Source organism: Microbacterium sp. F1-18 (genome assembly GCF_052921305.1).
In genome coordinates this window covers 571,137-594,861 of record NZ_JBREVD010000003.1, presented here as the reverse complement: position 1 = coordinate 594,861, position 23,725 = coordinate 571,137, and the positions used below count along the sequence as shown (strand labels likewise).

Genomic DNA, 23,725 nt, shown 5'->3' with positions numbered 1-23,725 from the left:
AGGCCGTCAGCGGATGACGCCGGCGGCATGGGTGACCGCGGCGAGGGGGTGCGACTCGTCGAGGTCGGCGAGGGCCATCACCCCGTCGATGCCGACGCCGACGGGGGCCACCAGGCGCACCGACTCGTCGCCCGCGTGCAGATCGTCGGCGAAGGCCTCCCGCAGCGGGGTCGAGCCGAACACGCCACCGATCGCGCACACCGGGAACGTCTTCTCGTCACTGCGCACCTGGGCGATCGCGGCGCGCACGCTCTGGGCGAGCTCATGCGCGGCGCGCACCGAGATGTCCTGCGCGACGGCGTCGCCCGCGTCGGCCGCGCGGGCGACGACGGCCGCGTAGCTCGCGACGACGCGGACGCGGTCGGGGTCTGCCTGCAGGCTCATGTACGCCTGCGACAGGTCGGGCCAGCGGTCCGAGACCGCCGCCGTCAGCTCGGTCGTCGGGCCACGACCGTCGTAAGCGCGCATCACGGCGTCGAGGGCCTCGCGGCCGATCCAGTAGCCGCTGCCGGCATCGCCCATGATCCAGCCCCAACCGTCGACGCGAGCGGTGGTCTCGGCCCCGACGGCGAGCGTCACGACTCCGGTGCCGGCTGCCACCACGGCCCCGCGCCGGTCGCCGAGGGCGCCGAGGAACGAGGTCGTCGAATCGTGCGCGAGCACGACCCCGCGCACGCCCTGCGCCGCCGTCAGGGCGAGCAGGGCGTCGGCGTCGGCGTTCGCGTCGGTCAGCCCCGAGATGCCCGCCACAACCACGTCGGCCGGTTCTCCGGTGCGCGCCGCCGTCTCGGCGACGACGGCGGCGAGCTGGGGGAGCAGCGGCTCGCCGGTGCGGATGCCGGGGAAGAGGAGGTCTCCACCGGATGCCGCGGCCGGGCGCACCTTGATCCCGCTCTGTCCCGCGTCGATGGCGAGCACGCGACGTGCGCTCATGCGTCGCCTCCGAGAACACGACGCAGGAACGCCGCCTGGGCCTCCCACTGGTAGCCCTGCCCGCCCTCGTGCTCGTTGAAGGGGAAGACCGACATCTCCTTGTGCGTGCCGCCGTAGGCGTTGAATGCGGCGTAGACCGTCGACGGCGGGCACACCGGGTCGAGCAGTCCCACCGAGAACAGGGCGGCGGCGTCGGCGCGACGGGCGAAGTTCACGCCATCGAAGTACGACAGGGTCTCGAAGACCCGGGCCTCGTCGCCGCGGTGGACGGCCAGCCAGCGCACGACCTCCTGATAGGGGTCGCTGCCGGTGAACCCGACGGCACGCTCGAAGTGGCAGAGGAAGGGCACGTCGGGCATCGCCGCGACGAGGCCTTCGCTCAGGCCGGCGGCTGCGATGGCGATGCCGCCGCCCTGGCTGCCGCCCGTCACCGATACCCGCGAGGGGTCGACCTCGGGGAGCGATCGCACCGCGTCGACAGCGCGCACGGCGTCGGTGAACACGCGTCGGTAGTAGTAGGTCTCGGGCGATTCGATGCCGCGAGTCATGAAGCCGGGCACGGCCGGGCCCGACCCGTGCGGATCGGGCGTCTCGCCGCCGCTGCCCCACACGCTGCCCTGTCCGCGGGTGTCCATGACGAACGAGGCGTATCCGGCGGTGGCCCAGGCGAGCCGCTCGGTGGGCAGACCCCGACCGCCGCCGTAGCCGACGAACTCCACGACCGCCGGCAACGGCCCCTCGCGATGCGCGGGGAGGATCAGCCAGGCCTTCACGGGATCACCGCCGTAACCGGGGAAGGTCACGTCGTGCACATCGACGGTGGCGTACAGCTCGGATGCCGCAGACACCGTCACCTCGCCTCCGGCCTCACGCGAGCCCGCGATCGTGGCCGACCAGAAATCGTCGAAATCGCTGGGCTCGCTCACCTCCGGGCGATAGTCCTGCAGTTCGGCGAGCGGAAGATCGAAGCGCGGCACGCGCTCACCCTAGCGCGAAGCCCGGAGTCGTGAGAGATATCTCGACATCGAGAGAACTGCCCCCGTGCGATACGCTGAGGACCGACCCTCGACGCGCTTTTTGGAGAGACGACACGTGCCCGACTCGACCATCATCTACACGTACACCGACGAGGCGCCGGCACTGGCCACCGCCTCCTTCCTGCCCATCGTCGAGGCCTTCGCCGGTGCGGCCGGCGTGGCCATCGAAACCCGCGACATCTCGCTCGCGGGCCGCATCCTCGCCGCCTTCCCGCAGAACCTCACCCCCGAGCAGCAGGTGGGCGATGCCCTCGCCGAGCTCGGCGGCCTGGCGACGCTGCCCGAGGCCAACATCATCAAGCTGCCGAACATCTCGGCCTCGATCCCGCAGCTGAAGGCGGCCATCGCCGAGCTGCAGGCTGCGGGGTACGACATCCCGAACTACCCCGACGAGCCGCAGAACGTCGACGAGAAGGACGTCCGCGCCCGCTACGACCGCATCAAGGGCTCCGCCGTGAACCCCGTGCTGCGCGAGGGCAACAGCGACCGTCGCGCTCCGCTGTCGGTGAAGAACTACGCGCGCAAGCACCCGCACCGCAACAAGCCGTTCGCCGACGGGTCGAAGACCCGCGTCGCGACGCTGGGCCACGACGACTTCAAGTCGAACGAGACCTCCACGGTCATCGAGGGCGACGACGTGCTCACCATCCGCTTCACGGCTCAGGACGGCACCGTCACCGAGCTGAAGTCGGGCCTCAAGGTGCTCCCGGGCGAGGTGGTCGACGCGACCTTCCTGTCGGCCGCGGCCCTCGACGCCTTCCTCGCCGACACGGTCGCGCAGGCCGCCGCCGAGGACGTGCTGTACTCGGTGCACCTCAAGGCGACGATGATGAAGGTCAGCGACCCGATCATCTTCGGTCACGTCGTGCGCGCCTTCTTCGCCGACGTGTTCGCCCGTTACGGTGACGACCTCGCCGCTGCCGGCCTCACCCCCAACGACGGCCTCGGTGCGATTCTCGCGGGCCTGTCTCAGCTCGGGAACGGCGACGAGATCCGTGCCGCCTTCGACGCCGCGATCGCCGCCGGCCCGCGTCTGTCGTACGTCAACTCCGACAAGGGCATCACGAACCTCCACGTGCCCTCCGACGTGATCGTCGACGCCTCGATGCCCGCCCTCATCCGCAACGGCGGCAAGCTCTGGGGTGCCGACGGCGGCGAGGACGACACGATCGCCGTCATCCCCGACTCGTCGTACGCCGGCGTCTACCAGGCGACGATCGACGACGTCATCGAGCACGGCCCGCTCGACCCCGCCACGATCGGGTCGGTGCCCAACGTCGGCCTGATGGCCCAGGCGGCGGAAGAGTACGGCTCGCACGACAAGACCTTCGAGATCCCGGCTGCGGGCACGGTCGAGGTCGTCGACTCCTCGGGCTCGGTCCTGCTGTCGCACGAGGTCCAGGCCGGCGACATCTGGCGTGCGACCCAGACGAAGGATGTCGCGGTGCGCGACTGGGTCAAGCTCGCGGTCACCCGCGCGCGCGCAACGGGCGTCCCCGCCGTGTTCTGGCTCGACGAGACCCGTGCCCACGACGCGAACCTCATCGCGAAGGTCAAGACCTACCTCGCCGAGCACGACACCGACGGCCTCACCATCGAGATCCTGGCGCCCGCCGACGCGACGCGCTACTCGCTCGAGCGCATCCGCCGCGGTGAGGACACGATCTCCGTCACCGGCAACGTCCTGCGCGACTACCTGACCGACCTCTTCCCGATCCTCGAGGTGGGCACGAGCGCCAAGATGCTCTCGATCGTCCCGCTGCTGGCCGGTGGCGGTCTGTTCGAGACCGGCGCAGGCGGCTCGGCACCGAAGCACGTGCAGCAGCTCGTCGCCGAGAACTACCTGCGGTGGGACTCGCTGGGCGAGTTCTTCGCTCTGGCCGCCTCGTTCGAGCACCTCGCCGAGTACACCGGCAACGCCCACGCCAAGGTGCTCGCCGACACGCTGGATGCCGCGACCGGCACGTTCCTCGAGCAGGACAAGTCGCCCGGCCGCGCGCTCGGCACGATCGACAACCGCGGCAGCCACTTCTACCTCGCGCTGTACTGGGCTCAGGAGCTGGCCGCACAGACGGTCGACGCCGAGCTCGCCGCCGCGTTCGCGCCGGTCGCTGAGGAGCTCGCCGCGAACGAGACCACGATCGTGGACGAGCTGGTGGCGGTTCAGGGATCGCCGGCGGAGATCGGCGGCTACTACCGCCCCGATGCCGAGCTCGTCGCTGCCGTCATGCGGCCTTCGGCGACGCTGAACCGCATCATCGACGGGATGTGACCTCACTCTGACGCAACAGAACGCCCCGGCCGCTTCGGCGGTCCGGGGCGTTCTGCTGCGTGCGTGGGGGAGTCCGTCAGAAGCGGATCTCGGCGACGACCTCGCCGTACTCGGTCTCGTCGACGGGGGTGAAGCCGACACGGGTGAAGAACGCCTCGGGCCCGCCCTCGCCCGCTTCGTAGATCACGTTGAGGCAGTCGAAACCGCGCTTGCGCGCCTCGTCGACCAGTTGCTCGACCGCGAAGCGTCCGACGCCGCGGCCCTGGTCGTCGGCGTCGACGTTGATGCGCCACAGCACCGAGCGGAAGTGCTCGTGCGGCGCGTCGGGGTCGAAACCGGCGCTGACGAATCCGACGACCTCGTCGCCGTCGAGGATGACGCGCTGCCATGAGGTCGCGGGGTCGACCACGGTCGCGGCGATGGCGTAGCTCTCGGGCACGACGAAACGCTCCTGCCCGGGCTTCAGCGACAGGTTGTTCACCGCGACGATCGTCGACGCCGACAGTTCTTCCACTCGGAGGTCAGCCATGGTCACAGGCTAACGGTGATCGATCCGTCGCGCATCGATCGATCGGACGATACGACGGGAGACGTCGGTTCCCGTCGATCAGGCGTGGACGTAGACGTCGGTTCCGGCGACGGCCCACTCGTAGATCTGGGCGGCGCGCGAGTCGGGCATCCCGACGCACCCGGCGCTCATCCGGTTGCCCCAGTTGCTGTGCCAGTAGACGCCATGGAACGCCTGATCGCCGTTGAAGTACATGGCCCACTTGACGTCGGGCTGAACGTAGCTGACACCCGAGTCGGCAGCGGTGCCGCGCATGTCCTGGCGCGGGGTCTTCCACCCGATCGTGTAGTAGCCGGTCTGCGTGTCGGCGCCGGGGCGGCCCGTCGAGACGAGCCACGAGTCGACGACGACGCCGTTCTCCTTGAGGTAGAGGCGTTGCTCGCCGAGGTCGACCTCGAGAAGACGGGTGATGGTCTCGGTAGTGACCGGGACGACATCCACGGGCAGACGGTAGGCGGCATCCCCCGTCGCGAGCTGTTCGGCGAAATCGGCGGCGATGCCGTCGGTCGAAGTCAGCGTGCGGCCGTCGAGACCGGCGTCGGAGTCGTCGATGATCTCACCGGCGGCGTTGGCGAACACCACGCCGTTCACGGGGGCACGATCGACGAGGCTCGGCAGCGTGTCGACGACGGGCTGGATGGCGGCGGGGTCTGCCGTGATCTCGAACGACCCGTCGTCGGCGGTCGCGACCGTCAGCCAGCTCGCCGCCGTGGCGCGGTCGACGGGAACGGTGCGCTCGTCGCCGACGTAGAAGCCGACGCCGTCGAGCATGCTGTTGAGCGACGCGGCGGTCTCTTCCGCGGCGGCGGTGGTGGTCAGTGCCGAGACGGGTGTGAGCTCGGGGTCGATGGCGGCGCCGGTCGCGCCGGAGTCGAACGCGCTCTGCAGGCCCGCACGGGCCGCCTCGGGGTCCACTCCCGCGCCGGGCACGTCGGGGTTTACGACGTAGGACGTACCGTCGAACGAGATGGATGCCGCCGTGGGCTCGACGTAGAGGTCGCCCGCAGCGCCCCGCAGCGCGCTGCTGGCGCTGGCTTCGTCGAGGGTCACGGTGGCGGCGATGGGGTCGCCGAACCACTGGGTGACGTTCCACGCGGGTCGGGCGTCGAAGGCGGATGCCGCGAGCGCCGTGCCGTCCACCTGCGCCCCGAGGTCGGCACCCGAGACGCTCGCCCCGCCGTCACCGAGCGTGACGGTGGTCTGGTCGAGCCGGTCCTGCACAGCCGATGCTGCGGCGCCGGGGGTCATGAAACCGACGGGGACGCCTGCGATGGTCGTGCCGGGGGCGATCAGGAAGAAGGATGCCGCGGCTGCTCCCAGCGCGACGACGCCGACGGGAACACCGATCCACAGGCCGAGATGCCGCTTCTTGCGCGCCGGCTCGACAGGTGCCCATTCGACGCGCTGATCGGGATCGGTCGAGGGCACGCCCGATTCGGCCGTGCTCTCGTGATCATGCTTCGACGCGACATCCGTCACCGCTGTACCCCCGTCTGCGCGTGAACGCGCACTCGGAACTCATGGTACGCGACAGCAGTCCGAGAGCGGCCTGAGTGAAACCAGAGTGTTATTCAGCGGCGCGATCCGGCTCGCGCCGGGTGCTCAGCTGGCGCCGCAGAGTTCGGTGTAGGTGTCGATGCTGCCCTGGACGTCGCTGAGCGCCGTGGTCAGCTCCGTGGCTCGATCGGTGTCGCCGGCGGCGACGGCCTCCATCGAATCGGCGGCCGAGGAGAACGCCGTCTGCAGGTCGGGGAGGATGCCCGAGACTTCTTCGTTGGTGACCTGGGCGGCAGCCTCGCCCATGCCGTCGGAGATGGTGCGCAGCGCACTCGCCGCCGCGGCGGGGTCGGAGGGGTCGATCTCCTGGATGCCCTGCGTGGCTTCGGTCATGACGTCGTCGACCTGCGTGCACGCGTCTTCGACCGACTGGTTGCTCGCGGCGTTCGAGCCTCCGGAGGCGGAGTCGTCGCCCCCGGTGCATCCGGTCAGGGCGACGAGCGCCAGCGCGGTGACGGTGAGGGCGGTCAGGCGACGGTTCATGCGGTTCTCCTCGGGGCGGCGATCACTCCACCCTACGGAGGAGTGGCGCTGGAGAGTCCCACTTGACATCTGGTCTGGACGTGCGGCGCGGATGTAACGGGTTTGTAAACATCACTAGCAAAACCGACCCGGCCGCTTGTGCCAGCCCCTTTCGTAAGGTCTACTAACAAACATGACGAGCTCGGACACCCAGGCCCCGCGGCGCACGACCCGCACGCGGCGCCCAGGCGCGAAGATCCTGCCCGAGCACGCTCGGGCGCACAACCGCGCGCTCGTTCTCGAACGGCTCTTCCACGGGGGAGCGATGAGCCGTGCCGACCTGGCCCGCGAGACCGGATTGACGCGCGTCACGATCTCCGACCTCGTCGCCGAGCTCATCGGCGACGGCTTCGTGGCGGAACAGGGTGTCCGCGAGGCCGCGGGCCCGGGCAAGCCTGCCATCCTCATCGATCTCGCTCGTGACGGGCACCGCATCGTCGGCCTCGACCTCTCGGGGAACGACCTGTTCGCGGGGGCAGTCATGACCCTCGACGGCGAGATCGTCGCGCGTCACGAGGCTGCCGTCCCCCGAGACCGCGCCGACATCCTGCCGGTGGTCGTCGAGCTGGCGCGCACTCTCGTGCGCGATGCGCATGCGCCCGTGCTCGGGGTGGGCGTCGGTACCCCGGGTGTCGTCGACGCGGCCGGGGTCGTGCTCGCCGCGCCCGGCCTCGGTTGGGAAGGCGTCGACCTCACCGGCATCCTGAGCGATGCCGTCGGCGTGCCCGTCCTCGTCGCGAACGACGCGAACGCCGCGGTGCTCGCGGAGCACACGTTCGGCGGAGCCGGTGACGACGTCATCCTCGTCAAAGTCGGCCGAGGCGTCGGTGCCGGGCTCCTCACCGGCGGCGACCCCCTGCGCGGTGCGCGATCGGCCGCGGGTGAGATCGGTCACGTCACCGTGGGCACCGACGGCGGCCCCGACTGCGCCTGCGGCAAGGTGGGATGTCTCGAGGCATGGATCTCGGTCCCCTCTCTCTCCGCCCGCCTCGCAGCCGGTGCCGAAAGCGATCGCGAGGGACTCCTGCGCGACGCGGGCGAGCGGCTCGGCATCGCACTGGCCCCCATCGTCGGGGCGCTCGATCTGTCGGAGGTCGTCCTCTCCGGCCCCGCAGAACTTCTCGACGGCCCGCTCGCACGGGCGGCTGCCGAGACGGTGCGCACCCGCACGCTCGCCACGTTCCACGACGAGCTGCAGGTGCGGATGACGGAGCAAGGCCAGGACATCGTCCTGCGCGGCGCTGCCGTCATGGTCCTGTCAGGTCGCCTCGGCGTCTCCTGACCCTGCTCCACATCCGCTGAGATCCACCCGCACCAACCGCTCCACACCCGGACGAGCCATCCGACTCGTCGACACCAGAGAAGAAGGAATCACCATGAAGAAGAGCCTCGGAGCACTGTCGCTCCTCGGTGCCTCCGCCCTGCTGCTCGCCGGTTGCGCGAGCGGCGACGCGGGGCAGAGCGCCGAGACCGGAGACCTGACCGTGTGGCTTGTCGGCACCGACACCCCGCAGGACGCCCGCGACTACCTCAAGAAGACGTTCGAAGCCGAGAACGAAGGCTGGACGTTGACCATCGAGGAGAAGACCTGGGCCGACACCGCGGACAACTACGTCGCCGCGCTGTCATCGAACGACGCACCCGACCTGGTCGAGGTCGGCAACACGCAGTCGCCCGGCTTCATCGACCAGGGCCTGTTCCTCGACATCTCCGACATCGAGGCCGACCTCGGCGGCGATGCGTTGCTGCAGAGCTTCGTCGAGCTCGGATCCGCGGACGGCAGCCTCTACGCCGCGCCGTACTACGCGGGGTCGCGCATCGTCTTCTACTCGCCCTCTTCATACAGCGGTGAGGTGCCCACGACGCTCGAGGAGTACGTGGCCGACGGCATCGCCGCGACGACAGCCACCAAGTCGGGCATCTACGCACCCGGCAAGGACTGGTACAACGCCCTTCCCTACGTCTGGGCGAACGGCGGCGAGATCGCGACCCAGGACGGCGACACCTGGAAGGGCGGGTTCTCCAGCTCGGGCGGCATCGCCGGTCTGGAGATGCTCCAGGACGTCTACGAGAATGCCACCATCGCGCCGGCCGACGCGGACGAGACCGATCCCCAGGTGCCCTTCTGCGCCGGCGAGGTCGGATTCCTCTCCGCTCCCGCCTGGGTGAAGTGGTCGATCCTCGCACCCGCCGACGACGCGAAGGCTCCCGGCTGCCCCGAGACCGCGGGCGCCGACCTGAAGGCCTTCGCGCTTCCCGGCATGACCGCCGGCGAGGTCGCTCCGGTGTTCGCGGGAGGCTCGAACATCGCCGTCGCCGCGAAGTCGGACGCACCCGACAAGGCCGAGGCTGCGCTGAAGATCATCCTCTCGGAGGGCTACCAGAAGATCCTCGCCGAGAACGGCCTGATCCCCGCGCTGACCTCCTTCGCCGAGTTCCTGCCCGACGACGAGATCACGGCCGAGGCCGCCAAGGCCGTCGCGTCGTCGAAGGCCGTGCCGGCGAGCCCGAACTGGTCCGAGGTCGAGTCATCCGGTGCCATCAAGGACGCGCTGGTCAAGATCGCACAGGGCGGCGACGTCACCGCGATCGCGACCGAGCTCGACAGCCAGATCGAAGCGATCCTCAACAAGTAGCCGGGCGTCGTGGGACGCGGCGCCCGGCCCCGCGTCCCACGACGATCGCAGAGAGGACAGGACGATGACAGACGTCCTCACCCGCCCGCCCCGCCGCGCGAAGCGCCCGGCGTCGCCGACGCCGGGCGAGCGGGAACGGTCGCGCCGACGGCGTGACAACGTCGGCGCGCTGACACTGCTCGGCCCATCGCTCATCATCCTCGGGGTGATGGTCGGCTATCCCGCCGTGCTGATGCTCGTGCAGTCGTTCACCGACTACGCCATCCGCAACAAGGTGCAGGGCACGCTGCCCGACTTCATCGGTTTCGAGAACTACCTCGAGGTCTTCACGCAGTCCGACTTCCCGGCCGTCCTCGTCCGCAGCCTCGGGCTGATGGTGGTGATGACCGTGCTGATCGTCAGCCTCGGCGCTCTCGTCGCCGTGCTCATGACGCGGCTGCGGCGAGGCTGGCGCGTCCTCGTGTCGCTCGGCCTCCTGCTCGCCTGGGCGATGCCGCCGCTGGCGGCGACCACCGTCTGGGGCTGGATCTTCGACTCGCAGTACGGCATCGTCAACTGGGCCCTGAACACCATGACGGGATCGACCGACTGGACCAACCATTCGTGGCTGGCCAACCCGTGGTCCTTCTTCTTCGTCCTCACCGTGATCGTCGTCTGGCAGGGCGTGCCCTTCGCCGCCTTCACCCTTTACGCAGCACTCGGACAGGTTCCCGCCGAGGTGCTCGAGGCGGCATCCCTCGACGGCGCGGTGGGCTGGCAGCGTTTCCGCCTCGTGGTCTTCCCCTACCTGCGCAATGTCGTCACGGTCGTCGTCGTGCTCCAGGTCATCTGGAACCTCCGCATCTTCACCCAGGTCTACGCGCTGCAGCAGCGCGGCGGCCTCATCTCCGAGACCAACGTGCTCGGCACCTACATCTTCCGGCAAGGGCCGGGGGAGTTCGGCGTGACGAGTGCGATCGGCGTGCTCATGGTCGTGCTGCTCCTCGCCCTGTCATGGGGATACATCCGCACCACGCTCAAGGAGGAGGAGCTGTGAGCACCCAGGTCACCCCGGCGACCCAGCTCGGCACGATCGGGGTCGACGAGGTCGTCGGCGAGGTGGGGCGCGCGAAGCGCCCCCGGCCGCGATCGCTCGACGTGAGGCGACCGCCGCGTCGCCGCATCCTCTCGCGGGCGGGACTGAACCTCGCGGCGCTGATCGTCTTCGTCTGCTCGGTGTTCCCCGTCTACTGGATGCTGAACATGTCGTTCACGCGCGGCGAGAGCATCATCAGCCGCACCCCGAGCTTCCTGCCCTTCGACTTCACCCTCGGCAACTACGCGACCGCGTGGACGCGCGAGGCGGCTCCGGGGCAGACCGACTTCGTGCACGGTCTGCTGTCGTCGACCCTGGTGACCGTGGGCGTCCTCGTCGTCACCCTGGTGCTGGCCTTCCTCGCCTCGATCGCGGTCGCCCGCATCCGCTTCCGCGGCCGGCGCTCGTTCATCGTCGCCGTGCTCATCGTGCAGATGATCCCCGGCGAGGCGATGATGTTCACGATCTACGGCATGATCGACGACTGGCGCCTGATGAACACCCTCATCGGCCTCGGCATCGTCTACGTCGCCGCCGTCATCCCCTTCACGATCTGGACCCTGCGCGGCTTCGTCGCGGGAGTCCCGGCAGACCTCGAAGAGGCGGCCATGATCGACGGGTGCACGCGCACCCAGGCGTTCTGGAAGGTGACCTTCCCGCTGCTGGCCCCCGGGCTCGTCGCGACCGGCATCTTCGCGTTCATCCAGTCGTGGAACGAGTTCACGATGGCGCTGCTGCTCATGAAGGGCTACAACCTGACCCTCCCGCCGTGGCTGCTGTCGTTCCAGTCGGCGACCGCCGCGACCAACTGGGGCGCCGTGATGGCGGCATCCACCCTCATCTCGATCCCCGTCGTGATCTTCTTCCTCATCGTGCAGGGGCGGATGTCGGGCGGGCTCGTCTCGGGCGCAGTGAAGGGATGACGCTGCGCATCGGTGTCGACGTGGGCGGCACGAAGATCCTCGCCGTGTCCGTCGACGACCACGGTGACGAGATCGCGCGGCGGCGCCGGCCCACCGGATGGGGCGGGGATGCCGTCGCCGACGGCGTCGCAGCCATCGTCGCCGACCTCGCGGGCAGTGAGACGGACGTCGCCATCGGCGTCGGGGTTCCGGGACAGATCCTGCCGGGAAGCGGCGTCGTCGAGCACGCTCTGAACCTCGGGATCGAGCGGTACGACCTCGCCGAGGCTGTCGGGGCGCGGCTGGGCGTCAGGCCCTCGATCGACAACGACGTGCGCTACGCGGCTGTCGGCGCGCGCTCACTCCGGCCCGCGGGCGGATCGCTCGCCTACCTCAATCTCGGTACCGGCGTCGCGGCGGGAATCGTCGACGAGACCGGACCGAGGCGCGGCGCACGCGGCGCGGCCGGCGAGATCGGCCACATCCCCATCGACCCCGACGGCCCTCGCTGCCGCTGCGGACAATACGGATGCATCGAGGCGTTCGCCGGCGGCGGAGCCGTCGCCGAGCGCTGGGGCGAAGCCGCGCCGCTCCCGGTGCTGACGGTCTTCGACGCCGCCGATGCGGGAGACGAGCGCGCGGGCGCCATCCGAGCCGACCTGGTTCGTGGCGTCGCCGGAGGGGTGCGGCTTCTGGTGCTCACGACCGACGTCGACGTGGTCGTCCTGGGTGGGGGCATCGCCGCGCTCGCCGACCGCCTGCTCAGCCCCGTGCGGGCGGCGCTCGCCAAGTCCGCCGCGGCGTCGCCGTTCCTGCGGTCACTGCGGCTGGACCAGCGGGTCGAGCTCGTGCCCCGCGATGTGCCGGTGGGAGCCCTGGGGGCCGCTGTTCAGGCCCAGGCGAGCGGAAGCAGATGCTCGGTGCTGAGCGGTGCCAGTGGCAACGCGGCGGCTTCGTCCGCCGTGAGCCAACGCGCCTCGGCGATCTCGGCGGCTGCGCTGACCGACGCGGGGTCGAGTGTGATCGCGAACGCTTCGGCGACCACGCGGAAACCCGGCTCGTTCGCGGCATCCGACTCGAACCGGCCGAGATAGACGAGGTCGGGTTCGGCCACGACGACGCCGAGCTCTTCGTGCAGCTCGCGGACGAGGGCCGCGCCGGCCGACTCGCCCGGCTCGGGCTTGCCGCCGGGCGCCATGAACCGCTCGGTGCCGCGCTTGCGGACGAGGAGCGTGCGCCCGTCGCCGTCGGTCACCACCGCGGCGCTGACGTGCACCTCCCGGGCGGGGACGGATGCGGTCACTGTGCGAACACCTTCCCGGGGTTCAGGATGCCGGCGGGGTCGAAGACCCGCGCGATGCGGCGCTGCAGCTCCCACTGGTCGTCGCCGAGCTCGTCGGCGAGCCAGCGTCGTTTGAGGACGCCCACGCCGTGTTCCCCGGTGAGTGTTCCGCCGAGGCGCAGAGCCGACTGGAAGAGGTCTTCCGCCGCCTCCCAGATCACCTCGGGAACCTCGTCGCCGTCGAAGATGAAGTTCGGATGCAGGTTGCCGTCGCCCGCGTGGCAGACGGTGGGGATCGTCAGACCGAAGCGCTCTTCGATGCGCGCGATCTCGTCGAACATCGCGGGCAGGGCGCTGCGCGGCACCGAGACGTCTTCGATGAGTGCAGTCCCCAGCGTCTCCATGGCCGGATGCATCGACCGCCGCACGGTCCACAGCTGCTGAGCCTCCGCGTCGTCCCGGGCGAGGCGAACGGTGCCGCCTGCCGCGGCGAGCACCGCCACGACGGCCTCCGCTTCGGCGGTCGCCCCGGGGCCGTCGGTCTGGACCGTCAGCTGCGAGGCGCCGGGGGTGGGGGCGGGAAGACCGAGCAGACGATGCGAGGCCGCCAGCGAGGTTGCGTCCATCAGTTCCATGATCGCCGGCTGGATCCCGGCTGCGGTGACCGCCGACGCCGCGACCGCCGCGGCGCGGACATCGCCGAACGTCGCGGCGATCGTGCGCGCCTCACCGGGAACGAGGCGGCGGAGTTTCAGCGTCGCGGCGACGACTATGCCCAGGATGCCCTCCGAGCCGATGACGAGCGAGGTCAGGTCGAGACCCGTCACGCCCTTGACCGTCCGGTGGCCCAGGCGCATCAGGCGCCCGTCGGCGAGGACGAGATCGAGCCCGAGGACCGCGTCTCGGACCACGCCGTACTTCGCGCACAGCAGGCCGCCCGCGCCCGTGGCGATGTTGCCGCCGACGGTGGAGATGTCGCGGCTCGCGGGATCGGGAGCCCACCACAGGCCGTGCTCCGCGAGGGCGGCGTTCAACTGTCCGTTCAAGATGCCGGGCTCGACCACCGCGATGAGGTCGTCGGGGTGGACCTCGAGGATGCGATCCATCGAACGCAGCGACAGCCCGATCTCGCCGGCGCCGGTGTTCGCGCCGCCGGCCAGCCCCGTGCCGGCGCCGCGCGGGACCACGGGGGTGCCGGTCGCCGAGGCGATGCGCATCGTCTTCTGGACGTCGTCGACGGTGCGGGCATGGACGACAGCGAGGGGCGACCCGGATGCCGCCTGGCCGGACTTGTCGGCCCGGGCAGCGGTGCGGCCGGCGTCCGTGACGTCGACGCGATCGCCGAGCTCGGAGACGAGCCGGGCGACGACGTCGGGCACGGTCATGACAGGCGCCGGCGCCCGGCGATCACGCCGCAGGTCACCGCGATGACTCCGAACACCAGACCGATCCAGGCCTGGCCCATGCTCCACCAGGCGATGGTGGCCGAGGCGTACACGAACAGCTCCACGAGGGCGCGCACGAACGGGTGCACGACGAGCACGGCGCGCGGCGAGACGAACAGAGCCCACAGGAGGATCGCGGCGACAGGAGCCCCGATGCCCGCGACCAGATTGAGCGGGAAGTCCCACGCGGCGAAGCCCCAGATCGCGAACGTCGCGACGGCGAACAGCAGGCAGGCGAAGGCGAGGAGCTCGACCGCCGAGAGAGCCCGCCGCGTGCCGGCCGCCTGCTGCGGCGCCTCGGGGTTGGCAGGACGGACGTTCGGCAGTTCGGACATGCCTCCGATTCTAGGCGCCGGCCTCACGCCACCGCCCCGGGAGAGACCTCCGGCGAGCGGGTCACGCGCACCCGGTCCACACGCGGCGGACCACGAGATCGGCGTCGAGCAGTACGGCGTCCGCGGGGCTTCCGATCGCGAGCGATCCGAGCTCGGGGCGGCCGATCGCCCGGGCCGGAGTGGTTGTCAGCGCCGCGACGGCCGCCGGCAGGTCCACGCCCGCGGCGACCGCCGTCCGCAGCGCGGCATCCTGCGTGAGGGTGGACCCGGCGATCGTTCCGTCGAGCAGCCGTGCCACGGTGTTCTCGACGCGCACCGCGAGCGCCCCGAGCACGTAGTCGCCATCGGCCGAGCCGGCAGCCGCCATCGCATCGGTGACGAGCGCGATGCGCCCGGGGGCGGCGGCGAAGGCGATCCGCACCACCTCGGGAGCGAGATGCACGCCGTCGGCGATGACCTCGAGCGTGACCCGCGGGTCGGCGGTGGCCGCGCCGATGGGGCCGGGCTCGCGGTGGTGGAGTCCCGGCATGGCGTTGAAGGCATGGGTGAGGATCGTGGCGCCGGCATCGAACGCGGCGCGCGTGGTCTCGGCATCCGCGTCGGTGTGCCCGACGGCGGCCGCCGCACCCGCGGCGACGATGCGCTCGATCGCGGCGAGGGCGCCGGGAAGCTCGGGGGCGATCGTGACCTGACGGACGGTGCCGCGCCCGGCATCCATCAGCCGCGCCACGGCGTCGGACGCGGGGGCGATGAGCAGCCCGGGGTCGTGGGCGCCGTGGTGCCCGAGGTCGAGGAACGGGCCCTCGAGGTGCGAGCCCAAGACGGTGCCGTCTGTTTCGGTGAGATCGGCGATCGCCGAGACCCGGCGTGCCAGGTCGTCGACCGACGCGGTGACGAGCGAGATGACCGCACGGGTCGTGCCGTGAGCGCGATGCAGCTCGCGGGCCGTGCGGATCGCGTCGGCGCCGTCGTCGTACGCCGCGCCACCGCCGCCGTGACCATGGATATCGATGAAGCCGGGTGTGATCGTCGCGCCGGGACCAGCGGCCTCGACGGCGTCGACGATCTCGTCGACCGGTGCGCCGGCCACCGCGCCCCGCCACGTGTCGCCGGTGCCGTGCGCCTCGACCCGGCCGCCGCGTACGACGAGCCACGCGTCGGGCGTCTCGCGTCCGCCGTCGATGAGCCGCGCGGAATGGATGACGTGGTTCACGGGGTCCACGCCACCTCCGACGAAGCGGGGAAACGGATGCCGAGGGTCGTCCACAACGGCCCGAGCCCGCCGACCCGCTCGCGGAACGACTCCCACGTGCGGTCATCGGCGGCCCCGGTGGCGACCGACCAGGCGGCTTCGGCCGCAGCCGCGATGCGCGGGAAGGCCAGGGCGTCGATGCCGTCGAGATCGCGCACGGTCTCGGTCCACAGCGGGGCTTCGACCCCGAGGATGTCGTCGTCGGTGAGGCCGGACACGACATCGACCGGCTCCCACGAGTACGCCCGCTCGAGGCTCGTCGGGCCGTTCGCCCAGGTCAGCCCGAGCGGCGCATCGGCGGTCGGCTTCATGTCGAGGTACACGGCGTCGGCGGGGGAGAGGATGACGCGGCCGCCCCGCGCGACGAACGCCCGCGCCCGCTCGTCAGCGCCGTCGGTCGGTGTGACGAAGCCCCAGTACTGACCGATCGTGCCCGGTGCGAGGTCGTCGGCCGCGCCGGCCTCGTGCCACGCCACCGGGGTCTTGCCGAGGCGCGAGATGACTCGCGACGTGCGCGCGACGAAGGTCGCGAAGTCCGCCGCCGGGGTGCCGTGCGCCTCGTCGCCGCCGAAGTGCAGGTACGGCCCGGGCGTCAGCTCCGCCAGCTCCGTCAGGACGTCCTCGACGAACGCGTCGGTCGCCGGTGCGCCGATGCGCAGCGACGAGAAGCCGACGCCCATGCCCGAGTACGGCTCTCCGGCGACGGGGGTCGGGCCGCCCGCGGCATCCCACCCCTCCAGCGACGGCGCGGCCGCGACCTCGGGGTAGGCCAGGCCGACGGCGTGGGTGTGTCCCGGCATGTCGAACTCCGGGACGACGGTCATGTGGTTCGCGGCGGCGTGCGCGATGATCGCGCGGTAGTCGTCGGGTGTGTAGAACCCGCCGGGATCACCGCCCACCGCGCTCGACGAAGCGCGGGCGGCGAGCTCGGGGCGGCTGGCCAGAGCGAGCCGCCAGCCCTGGTCGTCGGTGAGGTGCAGATGCAGGACGTTGAACTTCAGGCTCGCCGCCCGCTCGAGGTAGGCGGTGACGGTCGAGACGTCGTGGAAGTGGCGCGCGACGTCGAGCATGACGCCGCGGTAGGCGAAGCGAGGCTCGTCGGCGATGTCGACGGCGGGGATGACCCAGCCTTCCGGCGACCCGGCGATGAGCTGGCCGAGAGTCTGGGCTCCGTAGAAGAGGCCAGCGGCGTCGGCGCCTCGGATCGACACGCGGTGCTCGTCGACCGACATCCGGTACGACTCGGGCGGGCCGTCGCCGTCGACTGCGGCGTCGATGACGGCGCGACCGGGATCTGCCGTGATGTGGAGGCCCGTGCGGGTCAGGATGAGCCGGTGGAGCACGCCCGCGGCATCCGCATCGCCGGTCACAGCCACGTCGGCGGTGAGCGCGAAAAATGCGCCGGGAGAGGGCGTGACGGAGGAGGGCAGCGGGACCAGTGGCAGCGACGTCATCGCGCCCCTATCTGTAAGGATGCCTAACAAACTTTCGTGCCAGCGTACCAGCGCGGCATCCGTTATGCTCGGACGCGTCGCGACTGGCGTTGAGGTGGGCCACCACCGGGGAGCGACCGACACGGCATTCGACCGCACGCCTGGGCCGATGTGGAACCTCTGTTCGTGAAAGCCGTCGTCAGGAGATCGTCATGACCGATTCGTATTTCAACGCCCCGCTCGCCGAGGTCGACCCCGAGATCGCTCAGGTCCTCGAGCGCGAGCTCGACCGCCAGCGCGGCTACCTCGAGATGATCGCATCCGAGAACTTCGTGCCCGTCTCGGTGCTGCAGTCGCAGGGGTCGGTGCTCACCAACAAGTACGCCGAGGGTTACCCGGGTCGCCGCTACTACGGCGGCTGCGAAGAGGTCGACGTCGCCGAGGAGCTCGCGATCGAGCGCGCCAAGTCGCTCTTCGGCGCCGCGTTCGCCAACGTCCAGCCCCACTCGGGCGCGACGGCCAACGCCGCCGTGCTCCACGCCATCGCGCGCCCCGGCGACACGCTCCTGGGCCTCTCGCTCGACCACGGCGGCCACCTCACCCACGGCATGAAGATCAACTTCTCGGGCCGCCTGTACGACATCGTCGCCTACGGCGTGAATCCCGAGACCTCGCTGATCGACATGGACGAGGTCCGCCGCCTCGCCCACGAGCACAAGCCGAAGGTCATCATCGCGGGCTGGTCGGCCTACCCGCGTCAGCTCGACTTCGCCGCGTTCCGTGCGATCGCCGACGAGGTCGGCGCGTACCTCTGGGTCGACATGGCGCACTTCGCCGGTCTCGTGGCCGCGGGTGTGCACCCGTCGCCCGTGCCGCACGCCCACGTCGTCTCGTCGACGGTGCACAAGACCATCGGCGGCCCCCGCTCGGGCATCATCCTCACGAACGATGCCGACCTGGCCAAGAAGATCAACACCGCCGTCTTCCCGGGTCAGCAGGGCGGCCCGCTCATGCACGTCATCGCGGCGAAGGCGACGGCGTTCAAGCTCGCCGCGACGCCGGAGTTCAAGGAACGCCAGGAGCGCACCGTGCGCGGCGCCGCGATCATCGCGGACCGCCTGACGCAGCGGGATGTCGCGGATGCCGGCATCGCCGTCCGCTCGGGCGGCACCGACGTCCACCTCGTGCTCGTCGACCTGCGCGACGCCGAGCTCGACGGCAAGCAGGCCGAAGACCTGCTGCACGAGATCCGCATCACGGTCAACCGCAACGCGGTGCCGAACGACCCGCGTCCGCCGATGGTCACCTCGGGCCTGCGCATCGGCACGCCCGCTCTCGCGACCCGCGGCTTCGGCGACGCTGAATTCACCGAGGTCGCCGACATCATCGCGCTCGCGCTGCAGCCCGGCGCCGACCTCGAGGCCCTGCGCGCTCGCGTGGCGACGCTCGCCGACGCCTTCCCGCTGTACCCCGGCCTGCAGCAGTAACCCGGCGTCGCCGGTCGCCGAAAACGCACCCGCTCCGCGAGAACGCACCCCGCACGGTACGTTCTCGCGGGGGCCATGCGCTCTCGGCGGCCGCGGCCCCACGACCGCGATCCCTCTCGAACGGAGACTGACATGACCGCGCAGAAGCTCGACGGGCGGGCCACCGCCGCCGCCATCAAGACCGAACTGGCCGAGCGCGTCGCCGCGCTGAAGGCGCGCGGGGTGACCCCGGGCATCGCGACGGTGCTGGTCGGCGCCGACCCGGCATCCCAGCTGTACGTCGGGATGAAGCACCGCGAGTCCGAGGCGATCGGCATGAACTCGATCCAGATCGAGCTGCCGGCAGAGTCGACCCAGGCCGAGGTCGAGGAGGTCATCGACCGCCTCAACGCAGACCCGACGTGCCACGGCTACATCGTGCAGCTCCCGCTGCCGAAGCACCTCGACACCGACCGGATCCTCGAGCGCATCGACCCCGCGAAGGATGCCGACGGTCTGCACCCCGTCAACCTCGGGCGTCTCGTGCTCAACGTCAACGACCCCATCACGACGCCCCTGCCCTGCACGCCGCGTGCCGTCATCGAGCTGCTGCAGCGCAACGGGTACGACCTAGCGGGCAAGCACGTCGTCGTGGTCGGACGCGGTGTCACGATCGGCCGCTCCATCGGCCTGCTGCTGACCCGTCGCGAGATCAACGCCACGGTGACCCTCACCCACACCGGAACCGCCGACCTCGGTGCGCACCTGCGCGAGGCGGACGTGATCGTCGGCGCCGCAGGCGTGAAGCATCTCGTGACCGCTGCCGATGTGAAGCCGGGCGCCGCCGTGCTCGACGTGGGGGTCACGCGCGAGAACGACCCCGAGACCGGCAAGTCGAAGGTCTACGGCGACATCGCACCGGATGTCGCCGAGGTCGCGGGCCTGCTCTCGCCGAACCCCGGCGGCGTCGGCCCGATGACCGTCGCCCTGCTGATGACCAACGTCGTCGAAGCCGCCGAGCGCGCGACCGCCTGACCCCGGCCTCCGCGTCCCCGCCCCCCGCTCGTCGACTCGCCACGAACTGCGGATGCCGGCCCGCCCGGACCCGCGTTGTCTGGCGACTCGACGGGGTGGAGGGGGAGTGGGGTCAGAGGAGGAAGCGGGAGAGGAAGGCGCGCGTGCGCGGTTCGCGCGGGGAGCCGAAGACCTCCGACGGTGCACCTTCCTCGACGATGACGCCTTGGTCGAGGAAGACCACCCGGTCGGCGACATCCCTCGCGAACGCCATCTCGTGCGTCGCCATCAGGATCGTCGACCCGGCCACGGCGAGATCACGGACCAGCTCGAGGACCTCGCCGACGAGTTCGGGGTCGAGTGCCGACGTGATCTCGTCGAGCAGCAGCACCTCGGGGTCCGTCGCGATCGCACGGATGATCGCCGCCCGTTGCTGCTGGCCGCCCGAGAGCCGATCGGGGTGCTCACCGGCCTTGTCGGCCAGCCCGATGCGCGCGAGGAGCTCACGCGCCCGCGCCTCCGCCTCGCGCCGTGGCACGCGATGCACGACGCGGGAGGCCAGGGTCACGTTGTCGAGCACCGACAGATGCGGGAAGAGGTTGTAGCTCTGGAACACCGCTCCCAGGCGTGCCCGCACCGCGTTCGCGTCGACGCGAGGATCGGAGATGTCCTCGCCGGCCAGCAGGATCTGCCCGTCGTCGATGGGCTCCAGCAGGCCGAGGCAACGCAGCAGGGTCGACTTGCCCGAACCGCTCGCACCGATCAGGGCGACGACCTCGTGCCCGGCGAGCGATACATCGACGCCGCGAAGCACCTCTTTATCGCCGAACGACTTGCGGATGCCGCTGGCGTGCAGGACGTCGGTGCCCGCAGTGACCTCGCTCACAGCACCGATCCCGTCTGCTCGCGGCGTCGAAGCCTCGCGGTGTACCAATCGGTGAGCCGGATCGTCGGGATCGCGAGCAGCACGAACAGCACGCCCGCCACGACATACGGGGTGAAGTTGTAGGTCGTCGCGACCACTCCCCGCGCCTCGGCGATCGCGTCGAATGCGGCGAGGATCGAGATCAGCCCGACATCCTTCTGCATCGAGATGAAGTCGTTCATGAGCGGCGGGGTCATCTTGCGCAGCGCCTGTGGCAGCACGACTCGCACCAGGGTCTGCGGGTAGCTGAGCCCGAGCGCGCGGGCGGCGAGACGCTGCGACGGATGCACCGACTCGATGCCCGCCCGGACGACCTCCGCGACGTAGGCCGAGTAGGTCAGCGTGATGGCCAGGACACCCAGCAGCACCGGGTCGATGCGGGTGTTCAGGATCGTCGGCAGCCCGAACCCGATGAGGTACAGCACGATGACGAAGGGCAGGCCTCGGAACAGGTCGGTGTAGGCGGCGGCGATCAGGCGGAGCGGGAAGAACACCGGCCCCCGCAGGGTGCGCAGCAGCGCCAGCACCAGGGCCACCGCGGCGACCGTGAACACCGAGATCGCGAGCACCTGCAGGTTGACGAGGAACCCCTGCCACACCTCCGGCAGCGCCTGGACCGCCACGGCGGGGTCGAAGAAGCTCCGCTGGACGGTCGCCCAGCCCTCCGTGTTGATCACCATCACCCAGACGACGGCGGCGAAGGCGAGCGTCGACGCGACGGCGATCAGCACCGACCGGCGCTCGCGGCCGCGCCGATACGCACGGCGCTCGAGTTCGAGCGCGCTCGGGACGGAGGAGGTCACGGATAGACGCTAGCGCGCCCTCACTGGAGGAGCGTCACGCCCTCCGTGAGACCCGAGAGCCACTTCTGCTCGAGGTCGGCGAGGGTGCCGTCCTCGCGCAGTTCGTCGACGGCGGCCGTCACGGCCGGGGTGAGCGGCGAGTTCTTCGCCAGCAACAGGCCCCATTCGTCCTCGATGCCCGCCTTCGGCAGCTCGCCGACGAAGAACGAGTTCTCGATGTAGAAGTTGACGGCGAGGTAGGCGGTGGGCGTGTCGAGCACGATCGCGTCGATCTGTCCCGCGCCGAGGGCGGCCACGGCATCCTCGTTGGAGTTGTACAGACGGGCCTCGGCGTCGGGCGCGACCTCTGCCAGCGTCTGGGCGCTGGTGGAGTTCGCCATCGCGCCGATCGTGAGGTCGGTCAGGCCCGCGATGTCGGAGACGCCGTCGGCCGCGCCGCCCGCGATCGCGACGATCGACTGGCTGGCCGAGTAGTAGGGCGACGAGAAGTCGACGCCCTGCTTGCGCTCATCCGTGATCGTGTACTGCTGGACGTTGATGTCGAAGCTCTTCGGCCCGGGCGCGATCGCGGCCTCGAAGCTCGTGCGCACCCACACGACGTCATCCGGTGCGAAGCCGAGCTTGTCGGCGACGGCGTAGGCGACGGCGGCTTCGAAGCCCTCGCCCGACTCGGGGTCGTCGTCGACGAAGTACGGCTCGTAGGCCGTCTCGCCGGTGGCGAAGGTGAGCTTGCCGGGGGTGACGTAGTCTTCGGCGGCAGGTCCGGAGGCGTCGGCGGAGGCGGCGGGCGCAGGCGAGGACGAGCAGCCGGCGAGGAGGATCGCGAGCGCAGCGACGCCGATCGACGCGGCGCGGACAAGAGAGCGGGACATCGGGGAACCTCCGGGTGCGGATGCCGCGCATCGGCGTGCTGTCACCGGCGGCTGCATCCATTCTCACCTGCCCCGGATACCGCGGGGCGCGCGGGTCGTCGTGTTACGGCCTGCGCGGCGGCGGGGCCCGAACCCTGCGAGGTCCCACTTGGGCCGGGTATGAGCCGCGCTTACCCGGCCCAAGTGGGACCTCGCAGGAAGTGGACCCGCGGGGGCGGGATCGGGCAGGATCGGCGGCGTGCGGGACAACGGTGGGGGCGATAGCGGCAAAGGATGCCGCGGGGGAGCTGAGGTGATCGCGGCGCAGCGGCTGCGTTCCCACCTGCTGAGTGAACCCGCGTCGTCACTCGGCGAGGCCGCGGCTCACATGCTCGCGCTACAGGCGCAGGACTTCTGGTCCGGACGATGGGCGCTCGCCGTCCGCACCGACGGCGAGCCCGCGCTGCGCGCGGTGGATGCCGCGTTCGAGGACGGCACGCTCGTGCGCTCGTGGACGCAACGCGGGACGCTGCACATCGTGCGCTCGGTCGACCTCGCCGGGATGCTCGCGGTGACCGCCGAGCGCCAGCAGCGCGCGGCAGCCGGCATCCTGCGTGGGCTCGCGGTCGACGATGCGGTGCTGGCGACGGCTGAGCGCGCCGCCCGGCAGGCGCTGCGCGGCGGGAACCGGCTCACGCGCGACGAGTTCGCCGACCTCCTGCGCGGCGCCGGCATCGAGACGGAACGCTCGCGTGGCAACCACATCCTCTCGGCGCTTGCCGTGCGCGGGGTGCTCGCCTTCGGCCCGGTGGTGCCGCGCGAGGGCGGGCCGACCCGCGACCAGTTCCTCGTCGCCGTGGACGAGCTGCCATCGGGGCGGATGCCCGACGATCCGCTCGCCGAGATGTTCGTGAGCTACATCCGCTCGCACGGACCCGCGCGCATCGAGGACTTCCGATGGTGGGCGGGCCTGCCGATCGGGATGTCGCGACGTGCGGCCGAGGCGGCCGGTGACCGGGTCGTCGAGATCGAGGCCGGACTGTTCGCGGCGCCGGATGCCGAGCCCGGCGCGTCGGCATCCACCTCCGGCTCGGTTCCCGGCCGCGACGGCGGGGATGTCGTCGCCCTCCCCGCCTTCGACGAGTACTACCTCTCCTACGCCGACCGGACGACCGTCTGCGACCCCGACCTCGCGTCGCGGATCGGCCCGACCATGAACGGCCAGGTCGCGCCGATCCTGATCTCCCGTGGCCGGGTCATCGGCACCTGGCGCCACTCCGTCGCCCTCGGGCGGCACCATCTGCCACCCGGCTCCACGCTCGTGACGGACCCGTCGGTCGCGGCATCCGCGATTGCGGCGGCGCTCGCGCGGGTCTCACGCTTCCTCGCCGGCTGAGCTCGCGCGGCGCCTCCGAGG

At 70.9% G+C, this 23,725-nt stretch carries 21 protein-coding genes, 1 pseudogene and 1 riboswitch; of the genes and pseudogenes, 9 read left to right on the top strand and 13 right to left on the bottom strand.

Going from position 1 to position 23,725, the window contains the following annotated elements:
- Window positions 1-6: 6 nt before the first annotated feature.
- A complete protein-coding gene (locus tag ACU6RU_RS11510; RefSeq protein ID WP_446726587.1) occupies window positions 7-933 on the bottom strand; it encodes an N-acetylglucosamine kinase in 927 nt (308 codons plus the stop codon).
- A complete protein-coding gene (locus ACU6RU_RS11505; protein WP_289330096.1) occupies window positions 930-1,910 on the bottom strand; it encodes an acetylxylan esterase in 981 nt (326 codons plus the stop codon). The genes ACU6RU_RS11510 and ACU6RU_RS11505 overlap by 4 nt, the downstream gene beginning before the upstream one ends.
- Before the next feature lie 115 nt (window positions 1,911-2,025).
- Between ACU6RU_RS11505 and ACU6RU_RS11500 the strand changes: the two genes are divergently transcribed.
- Window positions 2,026-4,242 (top strand): NADP-dependent isocitrate dehydrogenase, encoded by a 2,217-nt coding sequence (locus ACU6RU_RS11500; protein WP_289330095.1) that lies wholly within the window; start codon window positions 2,026-2,028, stop codon window positions 4,240-4,242.
- Window positions 4,243-4,318: 76 nt separating this feature from the next.
- Here the strand turns inward: ACU6RU_RS11500 and ACU6RU_RS11495 are convergent, their stop codons facing one another.
- The 3 genes from ACU6RU_RS11495 to ACU6RU_RS11485 all read right to left on the bottom strand — a co-directional run bounded on the left by ACU6RU_RS11495 (window position 4,319) and on the right by ACU6RU_RS11485 (window position 6,850).
- Complete coding sequence (locus ACU6RU_RS11495) at window positions 4,319-4,771, bottom strand: GNAT family N-acetyltransferase (RefSeq protein ID WP_094260231.1); 453 nt, start codon at window positions 4,769-4,771, stop codon at window positions 4,319-4,321.
- Window positions 4,772-4,849: 78 nt separating this feature from the next.
- Window positions 4,850-6,289 (bottom strand): L,D-transpeptidase family protein, encoded by a 1,440-nt coding sequence (locus ACU6RU_RS11490; protein WP_446726586.1) that lies wholly within the window; start codon window positions 6,287-6,289, stop codon window positions 4,850-4,852.
- Window positions 6,290-6,412: 123 nt separating this feature from the next.
- A complete protein-coding gene (locus ACU6RU_RS11485; RefSeq protein WP_120264617.1) occupies window positions 6,413-6,850 on the bottom strand; it encodes a hypothetical protein in 438 nt (145 codons plus the stop codon).
- Between the two features lie 172 nt (window positions 6,851-7,022).
- Between ACU6RU_RS11485 and ACU6RU_RS11480 the strand changes: the two genes are divergently transcribed.
- From ACU6RU_RS11480 to ACU6RU_RS11460, 5 genes are all read left to right on the top strand, one after another.
- Complete coding sequence (locus ACU6RU_RS11480; RefSeq protein WP_120264618.1) at window positions 7,023-8,171, top strand: ROK family transcriptional regulator; 1,149 nt, start codon at window positions 7,023-7,025, stop codon at window positions 8,169-8,171.
- A gap of 94 nt (window positions 8,172-8,265) precedes the next feature.
- Window positions 8,266-9,525: an extracellular solute-binding protein gene (locus tag ACU6RU_RS11475; protein ID WP_120264619.1), complete on the top strand. Its 1,260-nt coding sequence runs from the start codon at window positions 8,266-8,268 to the stop codon at window positions 9,523-9,525.
- 64 nt (window positions 9,526-9,589) lie between these two features.
- A complete protein-coding gene (locus ACU6RU_RS11470) occupies window positions 9,590-10,561 on the top strand; it encodes a carbohydrate ABC transporter permease (RefSeq protein WP_120264620.1) in 972 nt (323 codons plus the stop codon).
- Window positions 10,558-11,523, top strand: a complete 966-nt coding sequence (locus ACU6RU_RS11465) for a carbohydrate ABC transporter permease (protein ID WP_120264621.1) — start codon at window positions 10,558-10,560, stop codon at window positions 11,521-11,523. The genes ACU6RU_RS11470 and ACU6RU_RS11465 overlap by 4 nt, the downstream gene beginning before the upstream one ends.
- Window positions 11,520-12,596, top strand: coding sequence for an ROK family protein (locus tag ACU6RU_RS11460; RefSeq protein ID WP_446726585.1), 1,077 nt, complete (start codon window positions 11,520-11,522; stop codon window positions 12,594-12,596). The genes ACU6RU_RS11465 and ACU6RU_RS11460 overlap by 4 nt, the downstream gene beginning before the upstream one ends.
- On the opposite strand, the pseudogene ACU6RU_RS11455 reads toward ACU6RU_RS11460, so the two are convergent.
- From ACU6RU_RS11455 to ACU6RU_RS11435, 5 genes and pseudogenes are all read right to left on the bottom strand, one after another.
- Window positions 12,491-12,757: pseudogene (locus ACU6RU_RS11455) on the bottom strand (NUDIX hydrolase); the annotation flags it as partial. The gene ACU6RU_RS11460 and the pseudogene ACU6RU_RS11455 overlap by 106 nt on opposite strands.
- 44 nt (window positions 12,758-12,801) lie before the next feature.
- The gene (locus tag ACU6RU_RS11450) at window positions 12,802-14,169 is read right to left on the bottom strand and encodes an FAD-binding oxidoreductase (protein ID WP_446726584.1); all 1,368 of its coding nucleotides are present in this window, start codon (window positions 14,167-14,169) and stop codon (window positions 12,802-12,804) included.
- Window positions 14,166-14,564: a YrdB family protein gene (locus ACU6RU_RS11445; protein ID WP_289330092.1), complete on the bottom strand. Its 399-nt coding sequence runs from the start codon at window positions 14,562-14,564 to the stop codon at window positions 14,166-14,168. The genes ACU6RU_RS11450 and ACU6RU_RS11445 overlap by 4 nt, the downstream gene beginning before the upstream one ends.
- Before the next feature lie 61 nt (window positions 14,565-14,625).
- Complete coding sequence (locus ACU6RU_RS11440; protein WP_446726583.1) at window positions 14,626-15,786, bottom strand: N-acetylglucosamine-6-phosphate deacetylase; 1,161 nt, start codon at window positions 15,784-15,786, stop codon at window positions 14,626-14,628.
- On the bottom strand, window positions 15,774-17,270 hold the full coding sequence (locus tag ACU6RU_RS11435; RefSeq protein ID WP_289330090.1) for a family 20 glycosylhydrolase: 1,497 nt from the start codon (window positions 17,268-17,270) through the stop codon (window positions 15,774-15,776). The genes ACU6RU_RS11440 and ACU6RU_RS11435 overlap by 13 nt, the downstream gene beginning before the upstream one ends.
- Before the next feature lie 69 nt (window positions 17,271-17,339).
- Window positions 17,340-17,423, top strand: a riboswitch (ZMP/ZTP riboswitch).
- A 38-nt stretch (window positions 17,424-17,461) separates the two neighbouring features.
- On the opposite strand from ACU6RU_RS11435, the gene glyA reads away from it, so the two are divergent.
- Window positions 17,462-18,736, top strand: a complete 1,275-nt coding sequence (glyA, locus tag ACU6RU_RS11430) for a serine hydroxymethyltransferase (RefSeq protein ID WP_120264625.1) — start codon at window positions 17,462-17,464, stop codon at window positions 18,734-18,736.
- 132 nt (window positions 18,737-18,868) lie between these two features.
- The gene (locus tag ACU6RU_RS11425) at window positions 18,869-19,750 is read left to right on the top strand and encodes a bifunctional methylenetetrahydrofolate dehydrogenase/methenyltetrahydrofolate cyclohydrolase (RefSeq protein ID WP_120264626.1); all 882 of its coding nucleotides are present in this window, start codon (window positions 18,869-18,871) and stop codon (window positions 19,748-19,750) included.
- Between the two features lie 112 nt (window positions 19,751-19,862).
- Here ACU6RU_RS11425 and ACU6RU_RS11420 read toward each other — a convergent pair whose 3' ends face one another.
- From ACU6RU_RS11420 to ACU6RU_RS11410, 3 genes are read right to left on the bottom strand one after another with little or no spacing between them, the layout of a single operon-like run.
- Complete coding sequence (locus tag ACU6RU_RS11420) at window positions 19,863-20,615, bottom strand: amino acid ABC transporter ATP-binding protein (protein ID WP_446726582.1); 753 nt, start codon at window positions 20,613-20,615, stop codon at window positions 19,863-19,865.
- Window positions 20,612-21,457, bottom strand: coding sequence for an amino acid ABC transporter permease (locus tag ACU6RU_RS11415; protein ID WP_289330087.1), 846 nt, complete (start codon window positions 21,455-21,457; stop codon window positions 20,612-20,614). Before ACU6RU_RS11415 ends, ACU6RU_RS11420 begins: the two co-directional genes overlap by 4 nt.
- Window positions 21,458-21,477: 20 nt before the next feature.
- Complete coding sequence (locus tag ACU6RU_RS11410; RefSeq protein WP_446726581.1) at window positions 21,478-22,329, bottom strand: ABC transporter substrate-binding protein; 852 nt, start codon at window positions 22,327-22,329, stop codon at window positions 21,478-21,480.
- Between the two features lie 238 nt (window positions 22,330-22,567).
- Between ACU6RU_RS11410 and ACU6RU_RS11405 the strand changes: the two genes are divergently transcribed.
- On the top strand, window positions 22,568-23,704 hold the full coding sequence (locus ACU6RU_RS11405) for a winged helix DNA-binding domain-containing protein (RefSeq protein WP_446726580.1): 1,137 nt from the start codon (window positions 22,568-22,570) through the stop codon (window positions 23,702-23,704).
- Window positions 23,705-23,725 lie beyond the last annotated feature (21 nt).